A 22,928-nucleotide genomic window follows, 5' to 3' on the forward strand; every position below is an offset into this window, starting at 1 on the left:
TTACCTTGATAGATAGCCTGCCAATTATTCAGCATACAAATATTAACTTTTATTAATACTCTCGTGTTGTCGGGTTTTTATTGATTTGTGCTGTTAAATATCAAGGGGTTATCAATTTGTGCTCTATAGACAAAAAAATACGCACCGATGGCAAAATCGGTGCGTATTCATCAAGGAAATGAATTAATTGCTGAACTGACGGAACAGCGCTTTGCCTTTTAACAGACGCGAGCCAAGCCATCCACCGCATAGGGAGAGTAGCAACGCCCCGCAGAAGGGTAATACGACCCACAGTCGCCAGTCTGGCTCCCACGGGAAATCAAACACTTTGGTTTGCAGAACCGCCAGCGCCGTTTCCGCACCGATGGCCGCCACTAGGCCGGAGACCATCCCCAACATGGCGAACTCGCACCACAGCGTAGTACGCAGCAATTTCTTACCCGCTCCCAGCGTACGCCAGACCACCAGCTCCTGATGACGCTGACGCATCCCCACCTGAACCTGCGCCAGCAGCAATAACATGCCGCAAGCGGTGACCAGAACCACCATCACTTCCAGCGCCCGGCTCACCTGCTCCAGTACCTGGCTGACCTGTTTGAGGATCGCGCCAATATCCAGCAGGCTGATGGTCGGGAATTCGCGGTTAAGCTGCGTCAACATGCCGTTGCCGTTCTCCCAGCGAAAGCTGGTCAGCCAACTTTGCGGCTGCCCGTCAAGCGCACCGGAAGGGAAGATAAAGAAGAAATTCGGTCGCAGGCTTTCCCAATCCACTTTTCGCAGGCTGCTTACCGTGGCACTGAAATCCTGGGTATCGCCCATAAAGGTCACACGATCGCCAAGCTTCACGTTTAAGCGCTTCGCCAGCCCCTCTTCCATCGACACTTCACCCGCTTTTGGCGGCCAGCTTCCGGCGGTAATCGGGTTATGATCCGGCCGGGTATCCTGCCAGGTCAGATTCAGTTCACGATTAAGCGCCTCGTCCTGATTACCTTCGGTGGCTTTGTCATTGATCGCCGTCAGACGCGCCCGTACGATCGGATAGAACGACTCCGGGATCACCTGATGTTCAGACAGGAACGCTTTCAGCGGCACCACCTGCTCGCTGGCGATGTTAATCAGGAAGTAGTTGGGGCTTTCTGGCGGCATTTGCTGCTGCCAGCGATCGAGCAGATCGCCACGCAGTACCAGCAGCAGCGCCAGCAGCATAAAGGAAAGCGAAAAGGCCGATAGCTGGCTCAGCGTCGACCACGGCTGGCGCAACAGTCGACTGACCGCTAAACGTAGCGGTAGCGACGTTAACGTCAGGCCACGCAGTACGTTGAGCAGCATCCAGCCCAGCACGCCGCACAAGAGCGCCAGTACAACCGCGCCGGCCAGCACCGCCCACAGCAGCATGCTCCCCCCCATCAGTCCGGCAAGCAGCGCGACCACAACGATCAATACCACAGGCAAATAGAACTTCAGCGGCCAGACGTTGGCAACGACATCACGACGCAGTACCCGCAATGGTTGTGTCGCCAGCAGCAGCCGATAAGGACGTAGCCCCACCAACAGGGAAATGACCGTCATGGTGCCTAATGCCCATAGCCACGGCCAGGGGCTGGCAGGCGGCAACTCGCCGGGCAGAACCGGTTTGAGCAACACCACCAGCACGCGCTCAAATAACAGGCCAAACAGCCCCCCGGTTGCACCAGACAGCACCAGCACCATCAGCCACTGTCCAATAATCAGCTTACGCAGCTGCGCCCTGCCCGCGCCGAGGGTTTTCAGAATCGCCACCAGGTCGTAACGACTACGGCAATAGTGGCTCATCGCTACAGCAACTGCAGCCACCGCCAGCAGCAGCGTTAACAATGCAGAAAGCAGCAGGAATTGTTGCGAACGCTCAAGCGATTTCCCCAGAGCCCCCTCATCCTGTTCCAGCCCATACCAGCGCTGTTCTGGCTTCAGCTGTGGCAGCAGCCACTTTTCATAGCCTTCTAATTGCTGCGGTGTCCCGCCAAATTTATAGCGCCAGGTCACCCGGCTTCCCGGCTGGACCGCTCCCGTTTTTTCAACATCCGCCATGTTCATCATCAGACGCGGCGCTATCTGGAACGGATTAAAGCCAGAGTCAGGTTCCTGCACCACTTCACCCGCAATGCGCAACGTGGCATCGCCAACGTCGATGGCGTCGCCGATTTTTAAGTTGAGCAGCGCCATCAAACGCGGCGCCAGCAGCACCGAGCCAGGCTGCGGTTTCAGCCCCGGCGGATGGGTCTGCAACGAGCCGTACATCGGATACACATCATCCACCGCTTTGACGTTCGCCAGTTGCAGCGTATCCTGGGCAAAAGTCATGGTGGCAAAGGTGAGCTGTTCTCCCACCTTCAGGCCACGCTGTCGCGCCTCGTCAATCCATGCTTTCGGTACTGCTCGTGAACTTTGCAGCGACCGGTCACCCGCCATAAACTCACGGCTTTGCTGGCTCAGCCCTTTTTCCATTCGGTCGCTGATGTTACCCAGCGCCAGCACACAAGCTACCGCCAGGCTCAGCGCCAGCCAGACAATCAGTAATGAAGGCGAGCGCCATTCGCGCCAGAACCAGCGTGCAATCATGCCTCCTCCTGCAACTGTCCGTTCACCAGGCGTAAACGCCGATCGCAACGCGCCGCCAACTGCGGGTCATGGGTTACCAGAATCAGGGTGGTACCGTGTTCCCGGTTCAGAGAAAACAGCAGGTCGGCGATTTTGTCTCCGGTCTGGCGGTCCAGATTGCCCGTTGGTTCATCGGCAAACAGCACGTCAGGGCGACCGTTAAAGGCCCGCGCCAACGCCACGCGCTGCTGCTCCCCGCCGGAAAGCTGGGCCGGAAGATGGTCGAGCCGTTTCCCCAACCCCAATTGTTCAAGCAGCGTTTTCGCACCATCGCGGCTTTTCCCACTGTGTTCTCCCCGCAACAGTGCAGGAAGCTCAACGTTCTCCAGTGCGTTCAGCGTGGGAATTAACATGAATGACTGGAAGACAAAGCCAACATGTCGCGCCCGTAACTGCGCCCGGGCCTCTTCGTCCATGGTGTGCAGCGCCTGCCCCACCAGACTCACTTCACCGCTGGAGCCATCGTCCAGCCCGGCAAGGATCGCCAGTAGCGTGGATTTCCCCGATCCTGATTCGCCGATCAGCGCAATGGTCTCGGCGCGTTTGACAACCAGTTCAACTCCGGTAAGGATGGATAGCTCGTGATCACCCTGACCGACGGATTTCTTAAGATGATGAACTTCAACAATGTTTTCCGCTGGCATTTGCCTTTCCTGTTCCTGGTTCTGTTAACTTTCCGCGCCGCCGCGGCGGACACGTTATTAATTCTGGGTGACAGCCTGAGCGCCGGATACCGTATGTCAGCCAGTGCGGCGTGGCCTGCACTGCTTAATGATAAATGGCACAGCAAAACACCGGTGGTAAATGCCAGTATTAGCGGCGATACCTCGCAGCAGGGTCTGGCCCGTCTGCCCGCATTACTGAAACAACATCAGCCGCGCTGGGTGCTGGTCGAACTGGGTGGCAATGATGGCCTGCGCGGGTTTGCGCCTGCCCAAACTGAACAAACCCTGCGTACCATTTTGCAGGACGTAAAAGCGGCGAATGCCGAACCGCTGCTGATGCAAATTCGTCTGCCAGCTAACTACGGTCGCCGTTATAATGAAACCTTTAGCGCGATGTATCCCAAGCTTGCCAAAGAGTTTGATATTCCTCTGCTGCCCTTTTTTATGGAAGAGGTCTATCTGAAACCCCAGTGGATGCAGGATGATGGTATCCATCCTAATCGTGACGCCCAGCCGTTTATTGCCGACTGGATGGCGAAACAATTGACCCCTTTTCTATCCTAAATAGTTCGAGTTGCATGAAGGCGGCAAGTGAGAGAGTCTCCAGGAGCATAGATAACTATGTGACTGGAGTGAGCGAGCGTAGCCAACGCACAGACAACTTGAAGTATGACGGATATAGTAAATCACGACTCGTAAATCAACGGAGATCCTGACAGGTAAAGTTATGCAAAAATCGGTCTTAATAACAGGATGTTCCAGTGGTATTGGCCTGGAAAGTGCGCTTGAGCTTAAACGCCAGGGTTTTCGAATTCTGGCTGGCTGCCGCAAACCTGAGGATGTCGCGCGCATGAACGGCATGGGATTCACCGGCATATTGCTGGATCTCGACTCACCAGAAAGCGTGGATCGCGCCGCCGATGAGGCGATCGCCCTGACCGATAACCGTTTGTATGGGATCTTTAACAACGCCGGATTCGGCGTTTACGGCCCACTGTCCACCATCAGCCGCGAGCAAATGGAACAGCAGTTTTCCGCCAACTTTTTTGGCGCACATCAGCTCACCATGCGCCTGCTACCTGCTATGTTACCTCATGGCGAAGGGCGTATTGTGATGACCTCTTCAGTCATGGGATTAATTTCCACGCCAGGGCGCGGCGCGTATGCCGCCAGCAAATATGCGCTGGAAGCCTGGTCCGATGCGCTACGGATGGAACTTCGCCATAGCGGAATTAAGGTCAGCCTGATTGAACCCGGCCCCATTCGCACCCGCTTTACTGAAAACGTCAACCAGACCCAGAGTGATAAGCCCGTCGAGAATCCCGGTATTGCTGCACGGTTTACATTGGGTCCGGAGGCCGTTGTCGCCAAAGTGCGCCATGCTTTTGAGAGCGACAAACCCAAATTGCGTTATCCCGTTACGCTGGTGACCTGGGCTGTGACGTTGCTTAAACGTCTGCTGCCGGGCCGCGCAATGGACAAAATTTTACACGGCTGAGTTGAAGCCTGCTCGTCAGCCCCCATGTAGAAACAAATAGACGAATAGAGAGTGACTCCATGTCCGCACAAAATATTGTCAATATTAACGAATCAAATCTGCAGCAGACCCTTGAATTGTCGATGACCACGCCGGTCCTGTTCTATTTTTGGTCTGAGCGCAGCCAGCATTGTCTGCAATTAACGCCGGTACTGGAGAGCCTTGCTGCACAGTACAACGGCCAGTTTATTCTCGCTAAGCTGGACTGCGACGCCGAGCAGATGATCGCCTCCCAGTTTGGTCTGCGCGCGATCCCAACGGTTTATCTGTTCCAGAACGGTCAGCCGGTCGATGGCTTCCAGGGACCGCAGCCGGAAGAGGTTATCCGTGCGCTGCTGGAAAAAGTATTGCCGAGTGAAGAAGAGCTGAAGGCACGTCAGGCAATTGAGTTTATTGAAGCGGGTAACCACGCCGACGCCCTGCCGCTGTTGAAAGAAGCGTGGCAAATCTCCAATCAGAGCAGTGAAATTGGTCTGCTGCTGGCGGAAACGCAAATCGCGCTGAATCGTACTGAAGATGCCGAAGCTGTACTCAAAACCATTCCATTGCAGGATCAGGATACCCGTTATCAGGGGCTGGTCGCGCAAATTGAACTGCTGAAGCAGGCCGCAGATACGCCAGAAATTCAGCAGTTACAGCAACAAGTTACGAATAACCCGCAGGATGCAACACTGGCAACGCAGCTGGCTATTCAATTGCACCAGGTTGGACGTAACGAAGAAGCGCTGGAACTCCTGTTCAGCCATTTGAAGAAAGATCTCGCGGCGGCTGATGGTCAGGCACGTAAGACCTTCCAGGAGATCCTCGCGGCGCTGGGTACCGGTGATGCGCTGGCGTCAAAATATCGTCGTCAGCTGTACGCACTGTTGTACTAATCGGTTTCTTTTGCCCGCAGGCGCTGTGCTTATCGGGCCGACAAATACCACTCTCGTCGGCCGGATAAGCGGTAGCCGGTAGCCGCTATCCGGCATCACATCACGGTTTCTTTAATGGCGTCACCACCAACTGGTGGCGTGAATTATAGAACTTCCGATAGGTTAAATAGCAGGCGATAATGGTCGACAGGCTGGCGGTAGAAAGCAGCATAAACGTCACCATAATCTGGTACTTAATCGCTTTTACCGGATCGATACCGGCAAAGATCAATCCTGACATCATCCCCGGCAAACTCACCAGTCCGACGGTTTTCGCGGAGTCGATCGTTGGGATCAGCGATGCGCGAATACTGTCCCGAATAAGCGGTGCGGACGCGACTTTCGGCGTCGCGCCGAGGCTTAATTTCTCCTGAATTTGCTGCTGCTCGCTGCTAAAACGCTGCCCCAGGTTGTTGTAACATAACCCGACGGCCACCATCGCATTCCCGGCGATCATGCCGGAAATCGGGATCACCTGCATCGGTGCAAACTCGATGGAGCCTGACAGTACCAAAACGGCCAGCGTGACTCCCGCCCCCGAGGTAATGGCGATAAATGAGGAGATAAAAGCCTTATCAATATATTTACTGCGTTTTTGCGCGTTATATGCGGCGTTAAAGCAGATAAACAGCACCATCACTAAGGTCAGAATGCTGTGGTTGACGCCGAAAATATATTTCAGCACATAGCCTACGATAATAAGCTGGACAACCGCCCGGCAAACGCTCCAGAGAATATCTTTTTCCAGTGCCAGTTTTTCTTTGTGGCTGATCAGCATCGCCACCACCACCAGCATCATCGCTAACGCCAGTGATTCATTGGTAATATTATGCTCATTCATTGCTTACTTCCTGCATTTCTCCGGCATGCGGCTGAAGGATAATGACATTATCCGCATGATTAATTTCATCTTTGTCGTGCGTCACCCACAGCACAGCAATATTCTTATCGCGCACATAGCGGTGAATTAGCTCATTCACATTCCGTTTGTTGGCTTCATCCAGCGCGCTGGTGATTTCATCGAGCAGCAGGATTTTCGGCAAAAACTGCAAATTACGCATTAACGAGACGCGCTGCTTTTCGCCGCCAGACAGCTCATTGATGTTTTTTTTGAGGATTGCCTCGGGTAACTCAAATCGGGCCAGATCGGCCAAAAACACATCCGGATCCGGACGTTTGTCGCGGATTTGCCAGGGGAAAATGAGGTTGTCGTAGACGGTATCACCAAACAAAGCGGGCGTTTGTGCGCAATAGGAGACCTGCTGACGATACGCTTCCGGCTTGAGGGTCGTTATCTCCTTCCCCTCAAAGATAATCTCACCCGCACTCGGGCTAATTAACGATGCAACAATTTTCAACAACGTGCTTTTACCGCAACCGGACTGGCCGGTAATCAGCTTAAATTCTCCGGCATTAAGATTAAAACTGATGTTATTAAGAATTTTCGTTGTTCCCGCCTGCCAGGCGACATTCTTTAACTGAAGCAGCATTCTGCTTTCTTCCATTACCAATCCCTTTTTTACCTCTTTCGTGCAGACAGTCTATCCCTGTAATTTATTATAGGGGAGCCCACCTTGATAAATCGGGTATAATTTGATTAATGAGGCAGTAAAGGACAGCACAACAGGAGGTTTCATCAATGCTCATTTTTATTCCTATTCTTATTTTTGTCGCGCTGGTCATCGTCGGCGCGGGCGTCAAAATCGTCCCGCAGGGATATCAGTGGACGGTAGAGCGTTTTGGCCGTTACACCAAAACCCTACAACCGGGTTTAAGTCTTGTTGTACCGTTCATGGACCGTATTGGTCGTAAGATCAATATGATGGAACAGGTGCTTGATATCCCCTCTCAGGAAGTCATCTCCAAAGACAACGCTAACGTTGCCATTGATGCCGTGTGCTTTATTCAGGTCATCGACGCGCCAAAGGCGGCGTATGAAGTCAGCAACCTGGAACTGGCGATCATCAACCTGACCATGACCAACATCCGTACCGTTCTTGGCTCAATGGAGCTCGATGAAATGCTCTCCCAGCGCGACAACATCAACACGCGCCTGCTGCATATCGTTGATGAAGCCACCAATCCCTGGGGCATCAAAATCACCCGTATTGAGATCCGCGACGTGCGCCCTCCGGCAGAGCTTATCGATGCGATGAACGCGCAGATGAAAGCAGAGCGTACCAAGCGTGCCTACATTCTTGAAGCCGAGGGGATCCGTCAGGCGGAGATCGTCAAGGCCGAAGGTGAGAAACAGTCGAAGATCCTGAAAGCAGAAGGTGAACGTCAGTCCGCTTTCTTACAGGCCGAGGCACGTGAACGTTCAGCGGAAGCGGAAGCTCGTGCAACGCAGATGGTATCTGAAGCCATTGCCGCTGGGGACATTCAGGCTGTGAACTACTTTGTGGCACAGAAATACACCGAAGCGCTGCAACATATCGGTTCGTCGAATAACAGCAAAGTGGTGATGATGCCGCTGGATGCCAGCAGCCTGATGGGCTCCATCGCCGGGATCACTGAGCTGATTAAGGACAGCGCCAGCGAACGGAAAAAATCATGATAGCGATGATTCTGGTTCACCCACATATCTTCTGGCTTAGCCTCGGGGGTCTGCTATTGGCCGCCGAGATGCTGGGCGGTAACGGTTATCTGCTATGGAGCGGTGTAGCGGCGGTGATAACCGGGCTGGTTATCTGGCTCGTACCGCTCGACTGGGCGTGGCAGGGAGCAATGTTCGCCGTATTAACACTGCTGGCAGCCTGGTTGTGGTGGAAATGGCTGGCGAAGCGCGTGCAAGAGCAGAAACCGGCCGACAGTCATCTTAATCAGCGCGGACAACAGCTAGTTGGTCGTCGGTTTACACTGGAAACCGGGCTGGTCAATGGTCGCGGGCATATGCGCGTCGGCGACAGCTCGTGGCCCGTCAGCGCCAATGATGACTTAAGCGCCGGAACACACGTTGAAGTGGTTGCCGTTGAAGGCATAACTCTGGTAATCAAAGCCGTATCACCATAAAACAGACAGGAAATAAGACTATGGTCAGGAAGACACCCCTCGCCTTTGCCCTTTTCACCCTACTGGCAACTGCACCTCAGGCGTTTGCCTCATCAGATATAGAAGATTGCAAATGGAGCGATGACCACTGTCTGCTGAAAGGCACGCCTACCTTCAGCCCCGGAAACGACAGCCGTGATAACCTGCTACGACTGCTGAGTCAGGAGAAATCGTTCGCCCTGCCGATACAGGCGATGCCTGAGGATATCACCCGCTCCCGTGATTTCTATTTCGCTTATCACCCGCAGTGGGATGACATCACGTCGCCCGCAGCCGCAGCCCCGGAGCAAAATGCTGACGACACGCTAACCCGGCAAATGGCTGAACTGCACATCAGCGCGGATGAGGTAATCCGCAACAATGATGATCTCGAAAACCGCCATGTTTCGAATAATATGGGCAGTGCCAGTCAATTCTTTGGCGCACTGCTCGCCGATACGTCGTTGACGGTTGGACAACGCCAGGCTCTGGCGCAAGCGAGGATGGGGCTGTTGTCCGGCGCAACCCGCGAACAGATTGATGCCTCATTGACCACTCTGCCTGAGGATTCCGGTGCCCAACGCTATAAAACGTACCTGATTGCCGCCGCCAATTTCTATGCCGGTGATTATGTGAATGCCGAACAAGCGTTTGCTCAGCTAGCGAAAAGCGATCGCCCATGGCTGGCAGAAACGGCGCAGTACATGCTAATGCGCACAGCACTGAATAAAAGTAGTCAGAACAGCGTCGGTGAATACGGTGATTTTGATATCGCCAGGATTAACCACCAGGATGCCGCTCAGGCACAGACTCAGGCGCAAGCCTATCTGCAACGCTGGCCGCAAGGCCAGTACGCCGATTCGACACGCGGTATGCTGCGGCGTATCAACTGGTATTTACAAGCCTGGCCGCAGCTGGCCGGGTTGTATGAACAGACGCTGAAGCAGTCGGCTGACGCACAGCAACTGCGCGACAATGTCATCGAATACGATAATGTCTATGGCATGGCGTTCTACGACCAGTCTGTCGTTGAGGCCTTCCCCGACGCGCCGCGAGTCAGCTATATCGAACTGTTACGTGCACTGCGTCTGAATAGCGATAAAAAACCCACGCTGACCCAGGCGCAGCTTGATGCGAGCAAGCCGGTATTTGAACAAAGCCAACACATGCCGCTGTGGCGCAATCTGCAGCTGAATTTATGGATGGCGGCGGGCAACTACGCGGCCATTGTTCAGGCCGTAACCCCGGCACAACAACTTTCCGTACACGATACGCTCGCGTTTAGCGAACAGGTGCTCTACGGCGAAGCGTTGATGGGCCAGAAGAATTGGACCGCGGCACGTGATTTCTGGCAGCAGTTGCTGAACGTGAGCAAAGATAACGAGCAGCAGCAATATGTACAGGCCAAGCTGGCGGCTACGCTGGTTTACAGTGGTGACAGCGCGGCGATATTCGCCCCGGGCAGTGCGGTAACCAATCTGCGTTTCCGCTCTCAGGTGCTGAAAACACAGGCAACGCCTGAACTGCTACGCCAGCAGGCTATCCATGGGCCTAACAATGAAGAGCGCACAATAGCCCTGCATACGTTGCTGGTTCGGGATCTTACCGAGAACCGTTTTGCGGACTGGCTGAATGACCGAAAACTGGCCCGTGCCATTAACCAACCGGTTGTTGGCACCGCATTTGATGACGTCAATCTGAGCGTGTTTGACTGGAACGGTGATGCCGCTCAGGCCGGCTATACCTGCCGCAGCCTCAATGAAACGGTCACGGTATTAAGCCGCAAAGCCGATGATGCCCACGCGCTGAACTGTCTGGGTGAGTTCTTCCGTACCACACAAACCCATGTCGATCTGTGGAAAAACAGTAGCGGGAACGATGTGCTGGAAGTGGCCATTACGCGACAGGAGCCGTTCGGCCAGTTCGACAGGCAGCGCTATTACCAACAGGTTATCGCGTCCCCAACAGCGGAAGTCGAGGATAAAAGTTTTGCGCTGTATCGGGCCATCATGTGCTACTCCCCGTCAGGTTATAACGAATGCGGCGGCGAAGACGTGGATAAATCACAGCGCAAAGACTGGTTCACGCAGTTAAAGACACAGTATCCGGGAAGTCCGTGGGCGCAAAAACTCAAATACTACTGGTAATCGCGCTGCTGGCCGGTCAGGCACAGGCGGCAGATATCGTCGCCGCCCGTGACCATTCGGCCTTCTGGCTGTGGTCCGGGGTGAAAGCCAGTGCTGAACTGCAAAATGCGCAAACGGTCTATCTGCATCAGGGCGAGGTGCTGGTTCGATCGGGTAACGTGGTTTTCCAGCGTCTGGGACTGCCGGTCAGTCGTCTGACTTTTCCCTCAATCTGGCTGACGGTCCGCTTTACCACGCTCGACGTACCGGAGGAGATTCCTGCCCGTATCATACGGCTGATGCAACGCTGGCAGAGCGCCGGCAACCACATCGTCGGCCTGCAGGTCGATTTTGACGCGGCGACCCACCAGCTTGCTGATTACGCCCGTTTTCTACAGCAGCTACGCCAACAGCTACCGGCCGAGTTTGCGCTTGGCGTGACTGGTCTGCTGGACTGGGCAAAAACCGGGGATGTCGCCACGCTAAACGCACTGGCGGTCGATGAACTGGTGGTGCAGAGCTATCAGGGGCGTCAGACGGTGGCAAATTATCAGGCGTATCTGCCTGCACTCGCCCGTCTGCGCATTCCGTTTAAGCTGGGGCTGGTGCAAAACGGTAGCCGGGATCTGCAGGCTGAGGCTCAGCTTGAAAAATCCCCGTGGTACCGTGGCACAGTGGTATTTATGCTCAATCCCCCTCGCCGTTAAGCCTTTGCTTTGTGATGGCAACAGCCGGAGAGGTTATCCATGATCGGGCATTCGGCGCTATCATCACCAGGGCAACTGTCCGCCAGCGCCAGCAAATGCAAGCGCATGGCCTGCAGCTCGCTGATATGCCGCTCGATGTCCGCCACTTTTTCTAACGTGCGCTTTTTGACGTCCGCGCTGTGACGCGCCGGATCGTTAAACAAATTGACCAGCTCACCGCACTCTTCCAGGTTAAAGCCAACCTGCCGCGCCTGACGCAGCAGCGTCAGTTCATTCAGATGCTGCTGGTTGTATGTGCGATAACCGTTTTCGCTACGTAGTGGCGGCGTCACTAAACCTTTTTCTTCATAAAAGCGTATCGCTTTACTGGTTAAACCGGTTTTTTTAGCAACATCGGATATATTCACATTTTCCCCCTTGACCTTCCCCTTGATGGAAGGTTTAACCTTTATAACAGTTAGTCAAAACGACTGCTAAGGTCAACGTTTGCCGACCAATCATAGAGGAAATTTGTTATGTCTCAAACTATCGATCTGACTCTGGACGGTCTGTCCTGTGGTCACTGCGTAAAACGCGTTAAAGAAAGTCTCGAACAACGCCCGGACGTGGAACTCGCGGATGTCACTGTGACAGAAGCCCATGTCACCGGTAGCGCCAGTGCCGAGGCGCTGATCGAAACCATCAAGCAAGCCGGTTATGGCGCGGAGTTAAGCCACCCAAAGGCTAAACCGCTGGCGGAGTCATCAATCCCGTCGGAAGCACTGGCAGCGGTCCCCCCTGAGCTTCCGGCAGCTACGGCTGAAGAAGATGATAGCCAACAGTTGCTGTTAAACGGCATGAGCTGCGCCAGCTGTGTCTCCCGCGTACAAAATGCGCTGCAAAGCGTACCGGGCGTCACGCAGGCACGGGTAAACCTGGCGGAGCGCACTGCGCTGGTAATGGGCAGTGCATCCGCCGCAGAATTAGTGCAGGCGGTAGAAAAAGCCGGCTATGGCGCGGAAGCGATCGAAGACGACGCGAAGCGCCGTGAACGCCAGCAGGAAACCGCCGTGGCGACCATGAAACGTTTTCGCTGGCAGGCGGCGGTTGCGCTGTTGCTGGGTGTCCCGGTCATGGTATGGGGCATGATTGGCGATAACATGATGGTGAGTGCCGACAACCGTAGCCTGTGGCTGGTCATTGGTCTGGCAACACTCGCCGTGATGGTCTTCGCTGGCGGTCACTTTTACCGCAGCGCATGGAAAAGCCTGATGAACGGCACCGCGACCATGGATACACTGGTCGCGCTGGGCACGGGGGTTGCCTGGCTCTATTCCATGAGCGTAAACCTCTGGCCGCAATGGTTCCCAATGGAAGCGCGGCATCTCTATTATGAAGCCAGTGCCATGATTATCGGTCTGATTAACCTTGGCCATATGCTGGAAGCACGCGCCCGCCAACGCTCTTCCAAAGCGCTGGAAAAACTACTCGATTTAACACCGCCAACCGCACGTGTCGTGACCGATGACGGTGAAAAAAACGTGCCGCTGGCCGATGTACAGGCAGGTATGTTGCTACGTCTGACTACCGGCGATCGCGTTCCGGTAGATGGCGAAATCACACAGGGCGAGGCCTGGCTGGATGAAGCGATGCTGACCGGCGAACCGATCCCGCAACAAAAAGGCGAAGGTGATAGCGTCCACGCCGGTACTGTCGTTCAGGATGGTAGCGTACTGTTCCGCGCCAGTGCCGTCGGCAGCCACACGACGTTATCGCGTATTATTCGCATGGTGCGTCAGGCACAAAGCAGTAAGCCCGAGATTGGTAAGCTGGCCGACCGTATTTCCTCGGTATTCGTTCCGGTGGTGGTGGTGATTGCGCTGGTGAGTGCCGCAATTTGGTACTTTTTCGGCCCGGCGCCACAAATTGTTTATACGCTGGTGATTGCCACCACCGTACTGATTATTGCCTGTCCTTGTGCGCTGGGTCTGGCCACCCCCATGTCGATTATTTCCGGGGTTGGTCGTGCCGCTGAGTTTGGTGTGCTGGTACGTGATGCTGATGCGCTGCAACGCGCCAGCACGCTTGATACCGTCGTCTTTGACAAGACCGGTACGCTGACTGAGGGTAAACCGCAGGTTGTCGCCATCAAAACGTTCGGCAATACCGACGAAGCGCTGGCTGTTCGCCTGGCAGCCGCCCTTGAACAGGGCTCCAGCCATCCGCTGGCCCGGGCGATTCTGGATAAAGCGGGCGATGTTACGTTGCCGCAAGTCAATGGTTTCCGTACGCTGCGCGGTTTAGGCGTCAGCGGGGAAGCTGAAGGCCATACGTTATTACTGGGTAACCAGGCGCTGCTCAACGAACAGCACGTTGTTACCACCGAAATGGAAGCCGAGATCACGGCTCAGGCTTCCCAGGGAACAACCCCGGTGCTGTTAGCCATTGACGGGCAAGCGGCAGCCTTGTTAGCGGTACGTGATCCATTGCGCAGCGACAGCGTGGCAGCGCTTCAGCGTCTGCACCGCGCCGGCTATCGTCTGGTGATGCTCACCGGTGATAACCCCACGACGGCCAATGCCATTGCCAAAGAAGCAGGTATTGATGAGGTGATAGCCGGCGTACTGCCAGACGGTAAAGCGGAAGCCATTAAACGTCTGCAGAGCCAGGGACGTCAGGTCGCCATGGTCGGTGACGGCATTAACGATGCTCCTGCCCTGGCCCAGGCCGATGTGGGTATTGCAATGGGCGGAGGCAGCGATGTGGCGATTGAGACCGCTGCGATCACGCTGATGCGTCATAGCCTGATGGGCGTTGCGGATGCGCTGTCTATCTCGCGGGCAACGCTGCGTAATATGAAGCAGAACCTGCTCGGCGCATTTATCTACAACAGCATCGGTATCCCCGTTGCCGCCGGGATTCTGTGGCCGTTCACCGGAACCCTGCTGAACCCGGTCGTTGCCGGAGCGGCGATGGCGCTCTCTTCTATTACCGTGGTGAGCAACGCCAACCGACTGCTGCGCTTTAAACCGAAAGAGTAACCCTTTACCGAACGGCACTTTCGTTTATCCGGCCTACAAAAAGTAGGTGATAATGTAGGCCGGATAAGACGATTTCGCATCACCATCCGGCGATTCACGGATTGCACCTTCCTGGACCACGCGCTAGCATGGAAGTCTACTCAAGGGAGGCCGTATGGATTTGTTATACCGGGTAAAAGCATTATGGTCTGCACTGCGCGGTAACCATTATACCTGGCCGGCCATCGATATCTCTTTGCCTGGCAACCGCCATTTTCATCTGATTGGCAGTATTCATATGGGTAGCCGGGGTATGGCCCCTCTGCCTGCCAGGTTACTGAAAAAACTCAGCCGCGCTGACGCATTGATTGTCGAAGCCGATGTCTCCGGTGACGACGCACCGTTTGCCAATCTTCCGGTTTTTGCCGCGCTGGAAGAACGCATCAGCGAAGAGCAGTTGCGCAATTTGCAAAAAGTTTCTGCCGATCTTGGTATTTCCCCTTCCTTGTTTTCGACTCAACCCCTGTGGCAAATAGCCATGATCTTACAAGCCACGCAGGCGCAACAGCTGGGATTACGGGCGGAATATGGCATAGACTACCAACTGCTCAAAGCGGCTAAACAGGCGCAAAAACCCATTATTGAACTGGAAGGTGCCTCCAGCCAAATCGACCTGTTATGCCAATTGCCTGATAACGGTTTGGCTTTGCTCGACGATACCCTGACGCACTGGCATACCAACGCCAGGTTGCTGCAACAAATGATGGGCTGGTGGCTTGAATCACCACCACAAAATGGCGAACTCACATTACCCAACACATTCAGCCAGTCGTTATATGACGTACTCATGCACCAGCGTAATGACGCCTGGCGGGACAAACTCAAGGCAATGCCTGCGGGCCACTATGTGGTCGCTGTGGGCGCACTGCATCTGTATGGGGAGGGAAACTTGCCGGAGATGATGCGATAAAAAAATGGCCAATATTTCTATTGGCCCGTCAAAGAGGAATTTCATCATTATTATTATGCCGACGCTTAAAGCATCGGTGTAGGTCGATTGTCGCTCAAAGTCGTCATCCTGCCAATACTATTGCGCAAGATGGTACTATTTTTTCCACCGCCATCAGGCGTATGCTTATGGCGTATTTTGTCTGGGCCAGGAAAAATTGCTATGACACCCGCCGTTAAACTACTCGAAAAAAACAAAATTTCGTTTCAGATCCACACCTACGATCACGATCCGTCCGAGACCAACTTTGGCGACGAAGTGGTCCGTAAATTAGGGCTGAATGCGGATCAGGTCTACAAAACACTGCTGGTTGCCGTGAATGGCGATATGAAACATCTGGCGGTTGCCGTCACCCCGGTAGCCGGACAGCTGGATCTTAAAAAGGTCGCGAAGGCGCTGGGCGCCAAAAAGGTCGATATGGCCGACCCGATGGTTGCGCAACGCACAACGGGATATCTGGTCGGTGGTATTAGCCCGCTTGGGCAGAAAAAACGCTTGCCAACGCTGATTGATGCCCCCGCCCAGACATTCGACACTATTTATGTTTCCGGCGGCAAACGCGGGCTGGATATTGAACTGGCGGCGAACGATCTGGCGAAAATTCTGGATGCGAAATTTGCCGACATCGCACGCCGCGATTAAGCAGGTATGGAAGATTGCCTGATGGCGCGCAGCTTTAAGGCCTACAAATCGAATACTCAACAGGGCGTTATTGGTGAAGGCAGTTTGGACGCGGCCAGCGCGTAGGAACCGGAGCGTACATGTAGTACGTGAGGATTATTCGCTACGCTCCCCCTCCGGGCCGCCCTGATGGGCGTTCAAAACTCTGTGAGTTTTGTCCGAGCACTGCCCGCGTTCAAAATGGCGAACAAAATAGCCCTGTTACTGCCAGCTCACCTCGCCCTTCGGCTCATACACACTGGCATCCAGCGGTGAGTTTTTCTGCACGTACTCTTTCAGCACTTCCGCATCAATAAACCCGGTATTCACATAGCCTGGCTTGTTATCAATTCGCGGATAGCCATCGCCGCCGGTCGCGTTGAAGCTCAGCGTTGCCATGCGATACGTTTTAGCCGGGTCAACAGCTTCGCCTTTGATTTTCAAATCGTTGAGTTTGCCGTCTTTCGCCACAAAGCTGACGTTGGCAAACTGTGGGTACGCCCCCGAGTCTGGCTTCATCTGCGCCACGGCGGTCAGATAGTCAATGACTTCCTTCCCGCTCATATCGGCATACACTACGATGTTGCCGAACGGTTGTACCTTCAGCACACTCTTATAGGTGATATCGCCGGCTTCGATGGAATCACGGATACCGCCGCCGCTCATCACGCCAAAATCAGCGCCGGTGCGTGCCATTTGCGCAGCGAGCAGCAGATGCCCCATGTTGGTCTGCACAAAGCGCACCTTGCTACGGTCACCTTCCAGACGCGCATTGACACTGCCAATTTTGACATCCAACTGCGCTTTGCCTTTATTCTGGAATGGCGTCAGTAACGACAGCATTTGCTGATTTTCAGCGATTTCCGGGGTGTAGAGTACGCGCTCACTTTTACCGTTATCCCAGGTCACTTTTTTCTTCAGGTTTACCGGAATGAGTTGGTAGTTGACCATTTTCATTTCGCCATTGCGGAATTCAAAGTCCGCCCGGCCAACGTATTTACCCCACTCATGCGCCTGCACAATCCAGATACCGTTTTGCTTATCTGGCGCACATGGCGTACCCGGTACGTAATCAACCTGCTTTTTGTTTTCCGATGCCATGCACACCGGATCCTGCGAGTGACCACCGACAATCATCGCCAGCGATCCCGCCGGCAGGCTACGCGCCATTTCGACATCGCCAGGGGCGTTCGAGCCGTGATTGCCGTTGTCATAATGCCCCATATGCGTGGTCGCGATAATGATGTCTGGCTTTTCATTCATATTGAGTTCCTGGATAACCAGCTTTGCTTCTTCCGCAGGTTGGCGAAACTCAATATCGGTGAAGAACTCCGGGTTGCCAATTTTCGCCGTATCATCGGTTGTTAAACCCAGAACCGCGATTTTTAAATCCTGGCGCTTAAAGATAGCCCACGGCTTAAACAAGCGTTCGCCAGTGCTTTTCTGATAGATATTGGCTGAGAGAAACGGGAATTTCGACCATTTTTCCTGCTGGCGCAAGACGGTCATGGGATTATCAAACTCGTGGTTTCCGACCGCCATCGCGTCGTAGCCAATCAGGTTCATCCCGCGAAAATCAGGTTCCGCATCCTGGAGATCGGATTCTGGTACGCCGGTATTAATGTCGCCACCGGAAAGCAGCAGTACACTGCCGCCCTCCTCAGCCACCTCTTTACGAATACCGTCCACCAGCGTTTTTTGCGCCGCCAGTCCATATTCCCCGTATTCACTGCGCCAGAAGTGACCGTGATGATCGTTGGTATGCAGAATGGTAATTTTGTAGGTTTTATCTTTTTCGTACGCTTGTGCAGGCTGGCCTGCCAGCGTAAATGCGGCTAATAGCGCCAGCGCCACGCCCCGTTTCAAAAACTTCATATTTCTCTCCCTGAGCCAAAATCAACGACTGAAATTACAATGATATAAAATAATAGTCGAAAATGTTTTCAGAAATGAGACTTCCTTCAAACACCTTCCGCAGGTATGTTAGGCAAGTAATAATAACAAATTAGATTACCCTCATAATCGCAACCCAAACAGAAGTGACTTTCTATGGCAATAAGTGAACCAACCCAGCCAGTGGCTGGCGCGTCAGCGTCGGTTGCTAAAGCACGCACCTCATTTGGCATTTTAGGGGCGATCAGCCTCTCTCATCTGCTAAACGATATGATCCAATCGCTGATTCTGGCGATTTATCCGCTTTTACAGTCAGAGTTTTCACTGACGTTTATGCAGATCGGGATGATTACGCTAACCTTCCAGCTCGCCTCTTCGCTGCTGCAACCGGTTGTCGGCTACTGGACGGACAAATACCCAATGCCATGGTCGCTACCGATTGGAATGTGCTTCACGCTGAGTGGGCTTGTGCTACTGGCGATGGCAGGCAGTTTCCATATGGTCTTGCTCGCCGCAGCGCTGGTCGGTACCGGGTCTTCAGTATTCCATCCGGAATCCTCTCGCGTGGCGCGTATGGCCTCCGGTGGCCGTCATGGGCTGGCTCAATCTATTTTCCAGGTCGGTGGTAACTTCGGTAGTTCTCTGGGGCCACTACTGGCCGCTGTCATCATCGCGCCATACGGTAAGGGTAATGTGGCCTGGTTCGTACTGGCGGCCCTGCTGGCGATTGTGGTACTGGCACAGATTAGCCGTTGGTACGCCGCACAACATCGGATGAGTAAAGGGAAACCAAAGGTCGCCATCGTCAATCCGCTACCACGAAATAAAGTGGTACTGGCGGTGGGGATTCTGCTGGTGCTGATTTTCTCCAAATACTTCTATATGGCGAGCATCAGTAGCTATTACACCTTTTATCTGATGCAAAAATTCGGATTATCGGTACAAAATGCTCAGTTCCACCTGTTTGCCTTCCTGTTTGCCGTTGCGGCCGGGACGGTAATTGGTGGGCCATTAGGTGATAAGATTGGCAGAAAATACGTTATTTGGGGCTCTATCCTCGGCGTAGCGCCGTTTACCCTCATTTTGCCCTATGCAACCCTTGAATGGACTGGGATTTTAACCGTGATTATTGGTTTTATCCTTGCATCGGCCTTTTCTGCCATTCTGGTCTACGCGCAGGAGCTGCTTCCGGGCCGTATCGGTATGGTTTCTGGGCTATTTTTCGGTTTTGCCTTCGGCATGGGCGGCTTGGGTGCCGCGGTATTAGGGCTGATTGCCGACCATACCAGTATCGATTTGGTCTATAAAATATGTGCTTTCCTGCCTCTTCTGGGGATACTGACCATATTCTTACCTGATAACCGACATAAAGCCTGATTTTCTGACGGCCAAAAGTAAACTTTGGCCGTCATCACTTACAGTGTCCATCAGCCTTTGCCTCATACATCCCCCCGTACTTTTCCGATCCGTGCTTTTTTACGCTTAAAATCCTATTTTCATCAAAATTCAATAATTATTCATAAACATAAACATTAAAATTGTCATAAACTATTACTCGGAATTTGGGTTTTCAGGATCAACACAGCAACCAAAGGAGACGGAATGCATCACGCCACCCCGCTTATCACCACCATTGTCGGCGGCCTTGTGCTCGCTTTTATATTAGGCATGATTGCCAATAAACTACGTATTTCTCCTCTGGTGGGATATCTGTTAGCGGGCGTTCTGGCCGGTCCATTTACACCTGGTTTTGTTGCTGATACCAAGCTTGCCCCTGAACTGGCGGAGCTTGGCGTTATCCTGCTGATGTTCGGCGTGGGGCTGCACTTCTCCTTGAAGGATTTAATGGCGGTAAAGTCCATCGCCATTCCCGGCGCTATCGCCCAAATCGCCGTGGCGACGCTCCTGGGTATGGCGCTTTCAGCGGTGATGGGCTGGTCGCTGATGGTCGGTATCGTCTTTGGGCTGTGTCTTTCAACCGCCAGTACCGTGGTGCTGTTACGTGCGCTTGAAGAACGGCAGCTCATTGATAGCCAGCGCGGGCAAATCGCGATTGGCTGGCTGATTGTCGAAGATTTGATGATGGTGCTGACGCTGGTTCTCCTGCCTGCTGTCGCCGGAATGCTGGAAAAAGAAAACGTCGGCTTTACTTCGCTGGCCGTCGATATGGGCATTACCATCGGCAAGGTCGTAGCATTTATCGCTATTATGATGCTGGTGGGTCGCCGGCTGGTGCCGTGGATTATGGCCCGCAGCGCCGCAACAGGTTCCCGCGAGCTGTTTACCCTGTCAGTCCTCGCCCTCGCATTAGGTATCGCTTTTGGCGCAGTAGAGCTGTTCGATGTCTCCTTTGCACTGGGCGCGTTCTTTGCCGGTATGGTGCTGAATGAATCAGAATTGAGCCACCGTGCGGCGCACGATACCCTACCGCTACGCGATGCTTTCGCCGTGCTGTTCTTTGTTTCCGTCGGGATGCTGTTTGATCCGTTAGTCCTGATCCAGCAGCCGCTGGCCGTGCTGGGCACGCTGGCGATTATTATCTTCGGTAAATCCGTCGCCGCCTACTTCCTGGTACGCCTGTTTGGGCACTCTCAGCGTACGGCGCTCACCATTGCTACCAGCCTGGCGCAGATTGGTGAATTTGCCTTTATCCTGGCGGGTCTGGGAATGGCGCTGAACCTGTTACCTCAAGCCGGGCAAAACCTGGTGCTGGCAGGTGCGATTCTCTCCATTATGCTCAACCCGGTACTGTTTGCTGTATTAGAGAAATACCTCGCCAAAACCGAAACGCTGGAAGAGCAGACGCTGGAAGAGGCCATCGAAGAAGAGAAGCAGATCCCGGTTGATATTTGTAATCATGCACTGCTGGTCGGTTTTGGTCGTGTCGGCAGCCTGTTGGGTGAAAAGCTGATGGCGGCGGGTATCCCGCTGGTCGTTATTGAAACATCGCGTACCCGCGTGGATGAACTGCGTGAGCGCGGGATCCGTGCCGTACTCGGTAATGCGGCTAACGAAGAAATTATGAATCTGGCGCATCTGGATTGCGCACGCTGGCTGCTGCTGACCATTCCAAATGGTTACGAAGCCGGTGAGATTGTCGCTTGTGCGCGTCAGAAGTGCCCGTCGATTGAGATTATCGCCCGCGCCCATTATGACGATGAGGTTGAGTACATCACTGAACGTGGTGCCAATCAGGTGGTGATGGGTGAACGTGAAATTGCCCGGACTATGCTGGAGCTGATTGAAACGCCGCCTGCAGGTGACGTTGCTACTGCCAGCTAATGTTACAGCCGGATAGCGCTATCGCTGCTTATCCGGCATGTGCAAGATTTAACGGTCCCAGTACGACTCCTCGAGACTGTCTTCACGCTCCGGCAAACCGCGCGTCAGGCGCGGTGAATGCTGGTTCAGCACCTGATAACTCACGCGGTTGGCATATTTACACACCTGGGCTAAAGATGAATAAGTCAGCCAGGTATATTTGTGCTTACTGGAGTTGGGCACATTGCCGCGGTGATAGCTGTTGGCGGTAATATCATGCAGCAATGCAGCCAATGCGCCGTCACCCGCACCGTTGGTGTTCATGATTTTTTCCGGCCCGCCCATATATGGCGCGATATGTGAATACACACGCAGCGGATTGGTACAGTCTTTATGGCGCATTGCGCGGCTGAATTCGTACTGGTTGAATTCAGCAATAGCGCCTGGCAGCAGCGGATGCTGAGTTTTGCGTTTCGCCTCTTCTTCAGTAAAGCCGGCCATATACAGCCCCACCGGCCCGGCAGTACACAAGACTAAATCCACCCAATCCAGCGCTTTGTCTGACGCCAGCAGCGGATCGTTTTCACCGGTCAGCGCTTCAGCTTCTTCTTCGTTCATCGCCAGAATAGAGACATTCTCTTTCAGAAATTCCTGCCACCACTGAGGGTTATCCGCAATAACGAATTTGGTCCCCAGAGTCAGTACCACCGGCACGTTGTGCTTTTTGGCAAATTCAATCGCCTTCATGGTCGCTTCCGGCATCGGTTCGCCCGGCTTACAGCGTACCAGATAGGAGGTCAGCACCAGCGCGGAAGCCCCGGCAATCACCGATTCAGGGATGCTCTCTGCACGCAACTGGTTCATGTGACCGGGGCTGATGGCAAATGTGCGCTCGCCGGATTCACCAATCAGCGTAAAGCAGCGGCCAATCGGGCCATCTACACCCTGTAGATAGTTCAAATCGGTGCGGCTGGAGGTGTTACATAAATAGCGATACGCGTAGCTACCAATTTCGATATTGCTGCACATCACACCCAACAGTACCGAGCGGTCATCAGCCAGCACGGAGTAGTTATGCATGGTGTTACCGATAGTGCCACCTGCAAACTGATGGGTGATCAGGTTTTCGCGTACCAGCTCCTGGTAGAGCGCTTCCGCAACATCATCTTCAATCACCAGTGAGTGCCCGGCGCTTAATCCATAACGTTTTACAAAATCATCATCCACTTTGGCTTCAATATCCACCAGCGTCTGGTCGATACCGACGACCCAGGCCGCGCTGGTCTCATTTTCAGGCTGAATTTGTTGCAGCAACGGATCGCGCGCGCTGACGGGGAAATAGTGTTTGGATTTACGTTTACCGGGAAATTTCATGGTCGATTATATGGGTGGTTAACTGAGCGATGCATGGTAGCACATTACCTGATATGCATGCGATGCGGCGCTAAGTTTCAATATCGGACGGCGGGATCGCAGTTTATCCGGTCTCA

General features: G+C 53.8%; 19 protein-coding genes. 12 read left to right on the forward strand and 7 right to left on the reverse strand.

The genetic code is table 11. The features are described 5' to 3' along the window. Window positions 1-183: 183 nt before the first annotated feature. Together ybbP and ybbA are read right to left on the reverse strand one after the other, a co-directional pair. Window positions 184-2,598, reverse strand: a complete 2,415-nt coding sequence (gene ybbP / locus FDX19_RS23400; protein WP_137384587.1) for a putative ABC transporter permease subunit YbbP — start codon at window positions 2,596-2,598, stop codon at window positions 184-186. Beyond that, entirely contained in the window at window positions 2,595-3,281 is a 687-nt protein-coding gene (gene ybbA / locus FDX19_RS23405) for a putative ABC transporter ATP-binding protein YbbA (RefSeq protein WP_137384588.1), read from the reverse strand. The genes ybbP and ybbA overlap by 4 nt, the downstream gene beginning before the upstream one ends. Here ybbA and tesA point away from each other — a divergent pair. The 3 genes from tesA (at window position 3,249) to FDX19_RS23420 (ending at window position 5,714) form a co-directional block, all read left to right on the forward strand. Next, window positions 3,249-3,866 (forward strand): multifunctional acyl-CoA thioesterase I/protease I/lysophospholipase L1, encoded by a 618-nt coding sequence (tesA, locus tag FDX19_RS23410; RefSeq protein ID WP_212734728.1) that lies wholly within the window; start codon window positions 3,249-3,251, stop codon window positions 3,864-3,866. The genes ybbA and tesA overlap by 33 nt on opposite strands. Before the next feature lie 163 nt (window positions 3,867-4,029). Then, window positions 4,030-4,800: an SDR family oxidoreductase gene (locus FDX19_RS23415; protein ID WP_137384589.1), complete on the forward strand. Its 771-nt coding sequence runs from the start codon at window positions 4,030-4,032 to the stop codon at window positions 4,798-4,800. 59 nt (window positions 4,801-4,859) lie between these two features. Continuing rightward, on the forward strand, window positions 4,860-5,714 hold the full coding sequence (locus FDX19_RS23420) for a co-chaperone YbbN (RefSeq protein WP_137384590.1): 855 nt from the start codon (window positions 4,860-4,862) through the stop codon (window positions 5,712-5,714). A gap of 100 nt (window positions 5,715-5,814) precedes the next feature. On the opposite strand, the gene fetB is transcribed toward FDX19_RS23420, so the two are convergent. Together fetB and fetA are read right to left on the reverse strand one after the other, a co-directional pair. Continuing rightward, the gene (fetB, locus tag FDX19_RS23425) at window positions 5,815-6,594 is read right to left on the reverse strand and encodes an iron export ABC transporter permease subunit FetB (RefSeq protein WP_137384591.1); all 780 of its coding nucleotides are present in this window, start codon (window positions 6,592-6,594) and stop codon (window positions 5,815-5,817) included. Then, a complete protein-coding gene (fetA, locus tag FDX19_RS23430; RefSeq protein WP_137384592.1) occupies window positions 6,587-7,258 on the reverse strand; it encodes an iron ABC transporter ATP-binding protein FetA in 672 nt (223 codons plus the stop codon). The genes fetB and fetA overlap by 8 nt, the downstream gene beginning before the upstream one ends. Before the next feature lie 134 nt (window positions 7,259-7,392). Here fetA and FDX19_RS23435 point away from each other — a divergent pair, with 134 nt between their 5' ends. The 4 genes from FDX19_RS23435 to FDX19_RS23450 are packed head-to-tail and all read left to right on the forward strand — an operon-like array spanning window position 7,393 to window position 11,616. Beyond that, entirely contained in the window at window positions 7,393-8,310 is a 918-nt protein-coding gene (locus tag FDX19_RS23435; protein ID WP_005125227.1) for an SPFH domain-containing protein, read from the forward strand. Beyond that, window positions 8,307-8,765, forward strand: a complete 459-nt coding sequence (locus FDX19_RS23440; RefSeq protein ID WP_137384593.1) for an NfeD family protein — start codon at window positions 8,307-8,309, stop codon at window positions 8,763-8,765. Before FDX19_RS23435 ends, FDX19_RS23440 begins: the two co-directional genes overlap by 4 nt. Before the next feature lie 20 nt (window positions 8,766-8,785). Continuing rightward, complete coding sequence (locus tag FDX19_RS23445) at window positions 8,786-10,930, forward strand: hypothetical protein (RefSeq protein WP_137384594.1); 2,145 nt, start codon at window positions 8,786-8,788, stop codon at window positions 10,928-10,930. Continuing rightward, window positions 10,900-11,616 carry a DUF3142 domain-containing protein gene (locus FDX19_RS23450; protein ID WP_137384595.1) on the forward strand — a complete coding sequence of 239 codons (717 nt, stop codon included), beginning with the start codon at window positions 10,900-10,902 and terminating at the stop codon, window positions 11,614-11,616. Before FDX19_RS23445 ends, FDX19_RS23450 begins: the two co-directional genes overlap by 31 nt. Here the strand turns inward: FDX19_RS23450 and cueR are convergent. Further along, window positions 11,613-12,023 carry a Cu(I)-responsive transcriptional regulator gene (gene cueR, locus FDX19_RS23455; protein ID WP_126318972.1) on the reverse strand — a complete coding sequence of 137 codons (411 nt, stop codon included), beginning with the start codon at window positions 12,021-12,023 and terminating at the stop codon, window positions 11,613-11,615. The two genes, FDX19_RS23450 and cueR, sit on opposite strands and share 4 nt — an antisense overlap. 108 nt (window positions 12,024-12,131) lie before the next feature. Here cueR and copA point away from each other — a divergent pair, with 108 nt between their 5' ends. The 3 genes from copA to ybaK all read left to right on the forward strand — a co-directional run bounded on the left by copA (window position 12,132) and on the right by ybaK (window position 16,266). After that, window positions 12,132-14,636, forward strand: coding sequence for a copper-exporting P-type ATPase CopA (gene copA / locus FDX19_RS23460; RefSeq protein ID WP_137384596.1), 2,505 nt, complete (start codon window positions 12,132-12,134; stop codon window positions 14,634-14,636). Between the two features lie 154 nt (window positions 14,637-14,790). Next, complete coding sequence (locus FDX19_RS23465; RefSeq protein WP_137384597.1) at window positions 14,791-15,585, forward strand: TraB/GumN family protein; 795 nt, start codon at window positions 14,791-14,793, stop codon at window positions 15,583-15,585. Window positions 15,586-15,786: 201 nt separating this feature from the next. Then, window positions 15,787-16,266 (forward strand): Cys-tRNA(Pro)/Cys-tRNA(Cys) deacylase YbaK, encoded by a 480-nt coding sequence (ybaK, locus tag FDX19_RS23470; protein WP_137384598.1) that lies wholly within the window; start codon window positions 15,787-15,789, stop codon window positions 16,264-16,266. Between the two features lie 240 nt (window positions 16,267-16,506). Here the strand turns inward: ybaK and ushA are convergent, their stop codons facing one another. Further along, a complete protein-coding gene (gene ushA, locus FDX19_RS23475; protein WP_137384599.1) occupies window positions 16,507-18,159 on the reverse strand; it encodes a bifunctional UDP-sugar hydrolase/5'-nucleotidase UshA in 1,653 nt (550 codons plus the stop codon). Window positions 18,160-18,333: 174 nt separating this feature from the next. On the opposite strand from ushA, the gene fsr reads away from it, so the two are divergent. After that, window positions 18,334-19,554, forward strand: coding sequence for a fosmidomycin MFS transporter (gene fsr / locus FDX19_RS23480; RefSeq protein WP_121584311.1), 1,221 nt, complete (start codon window positions 18,334-18,336; stop codon window positions 19,552-19,554). Between the two features lie 225 nt (window positions 19,555-19,779). Further along, window positions 19,780-21,459: a YbaL family putative K(+) efflux transporter gene (ybaL, locus tag FDX19_RS23485; RefSeq protein ID WP_137384600.1), complete on the forward strand. Its 1,680-nt coding sequence runs from the start codon at window positions 19,780-19,782 to the stop codon at window positions 21,457-21,459. Window positions 21,460-21,507: 48 nt separating this feature from the next. Here the strand turns inward: ybaL and gsk are convergent, their stop codons facing one another. Continuing rightward, complete coding sequence (gene gsk / locus FDX19_RS23490) at window positions 21,508-22,812, reverse strand: inosine/guanosine kinase (protein WP_137384601.1); 1,305 nt, start codon at window positions 22,810-22,812, stop codon at window positions 21,508-21,510. Between the last annotated feature and the right edge of the window lie 116 nt (window positions 22,813-22,928).

The organism is Citrobacter sp. wls619, from assembly GCF_005281345.1.
Lineage (GTDB): Bacteria > Pseudomonadota > Gammaproteobacteria > Enterobacterales > Enterobacteriaceae > Citrobacter.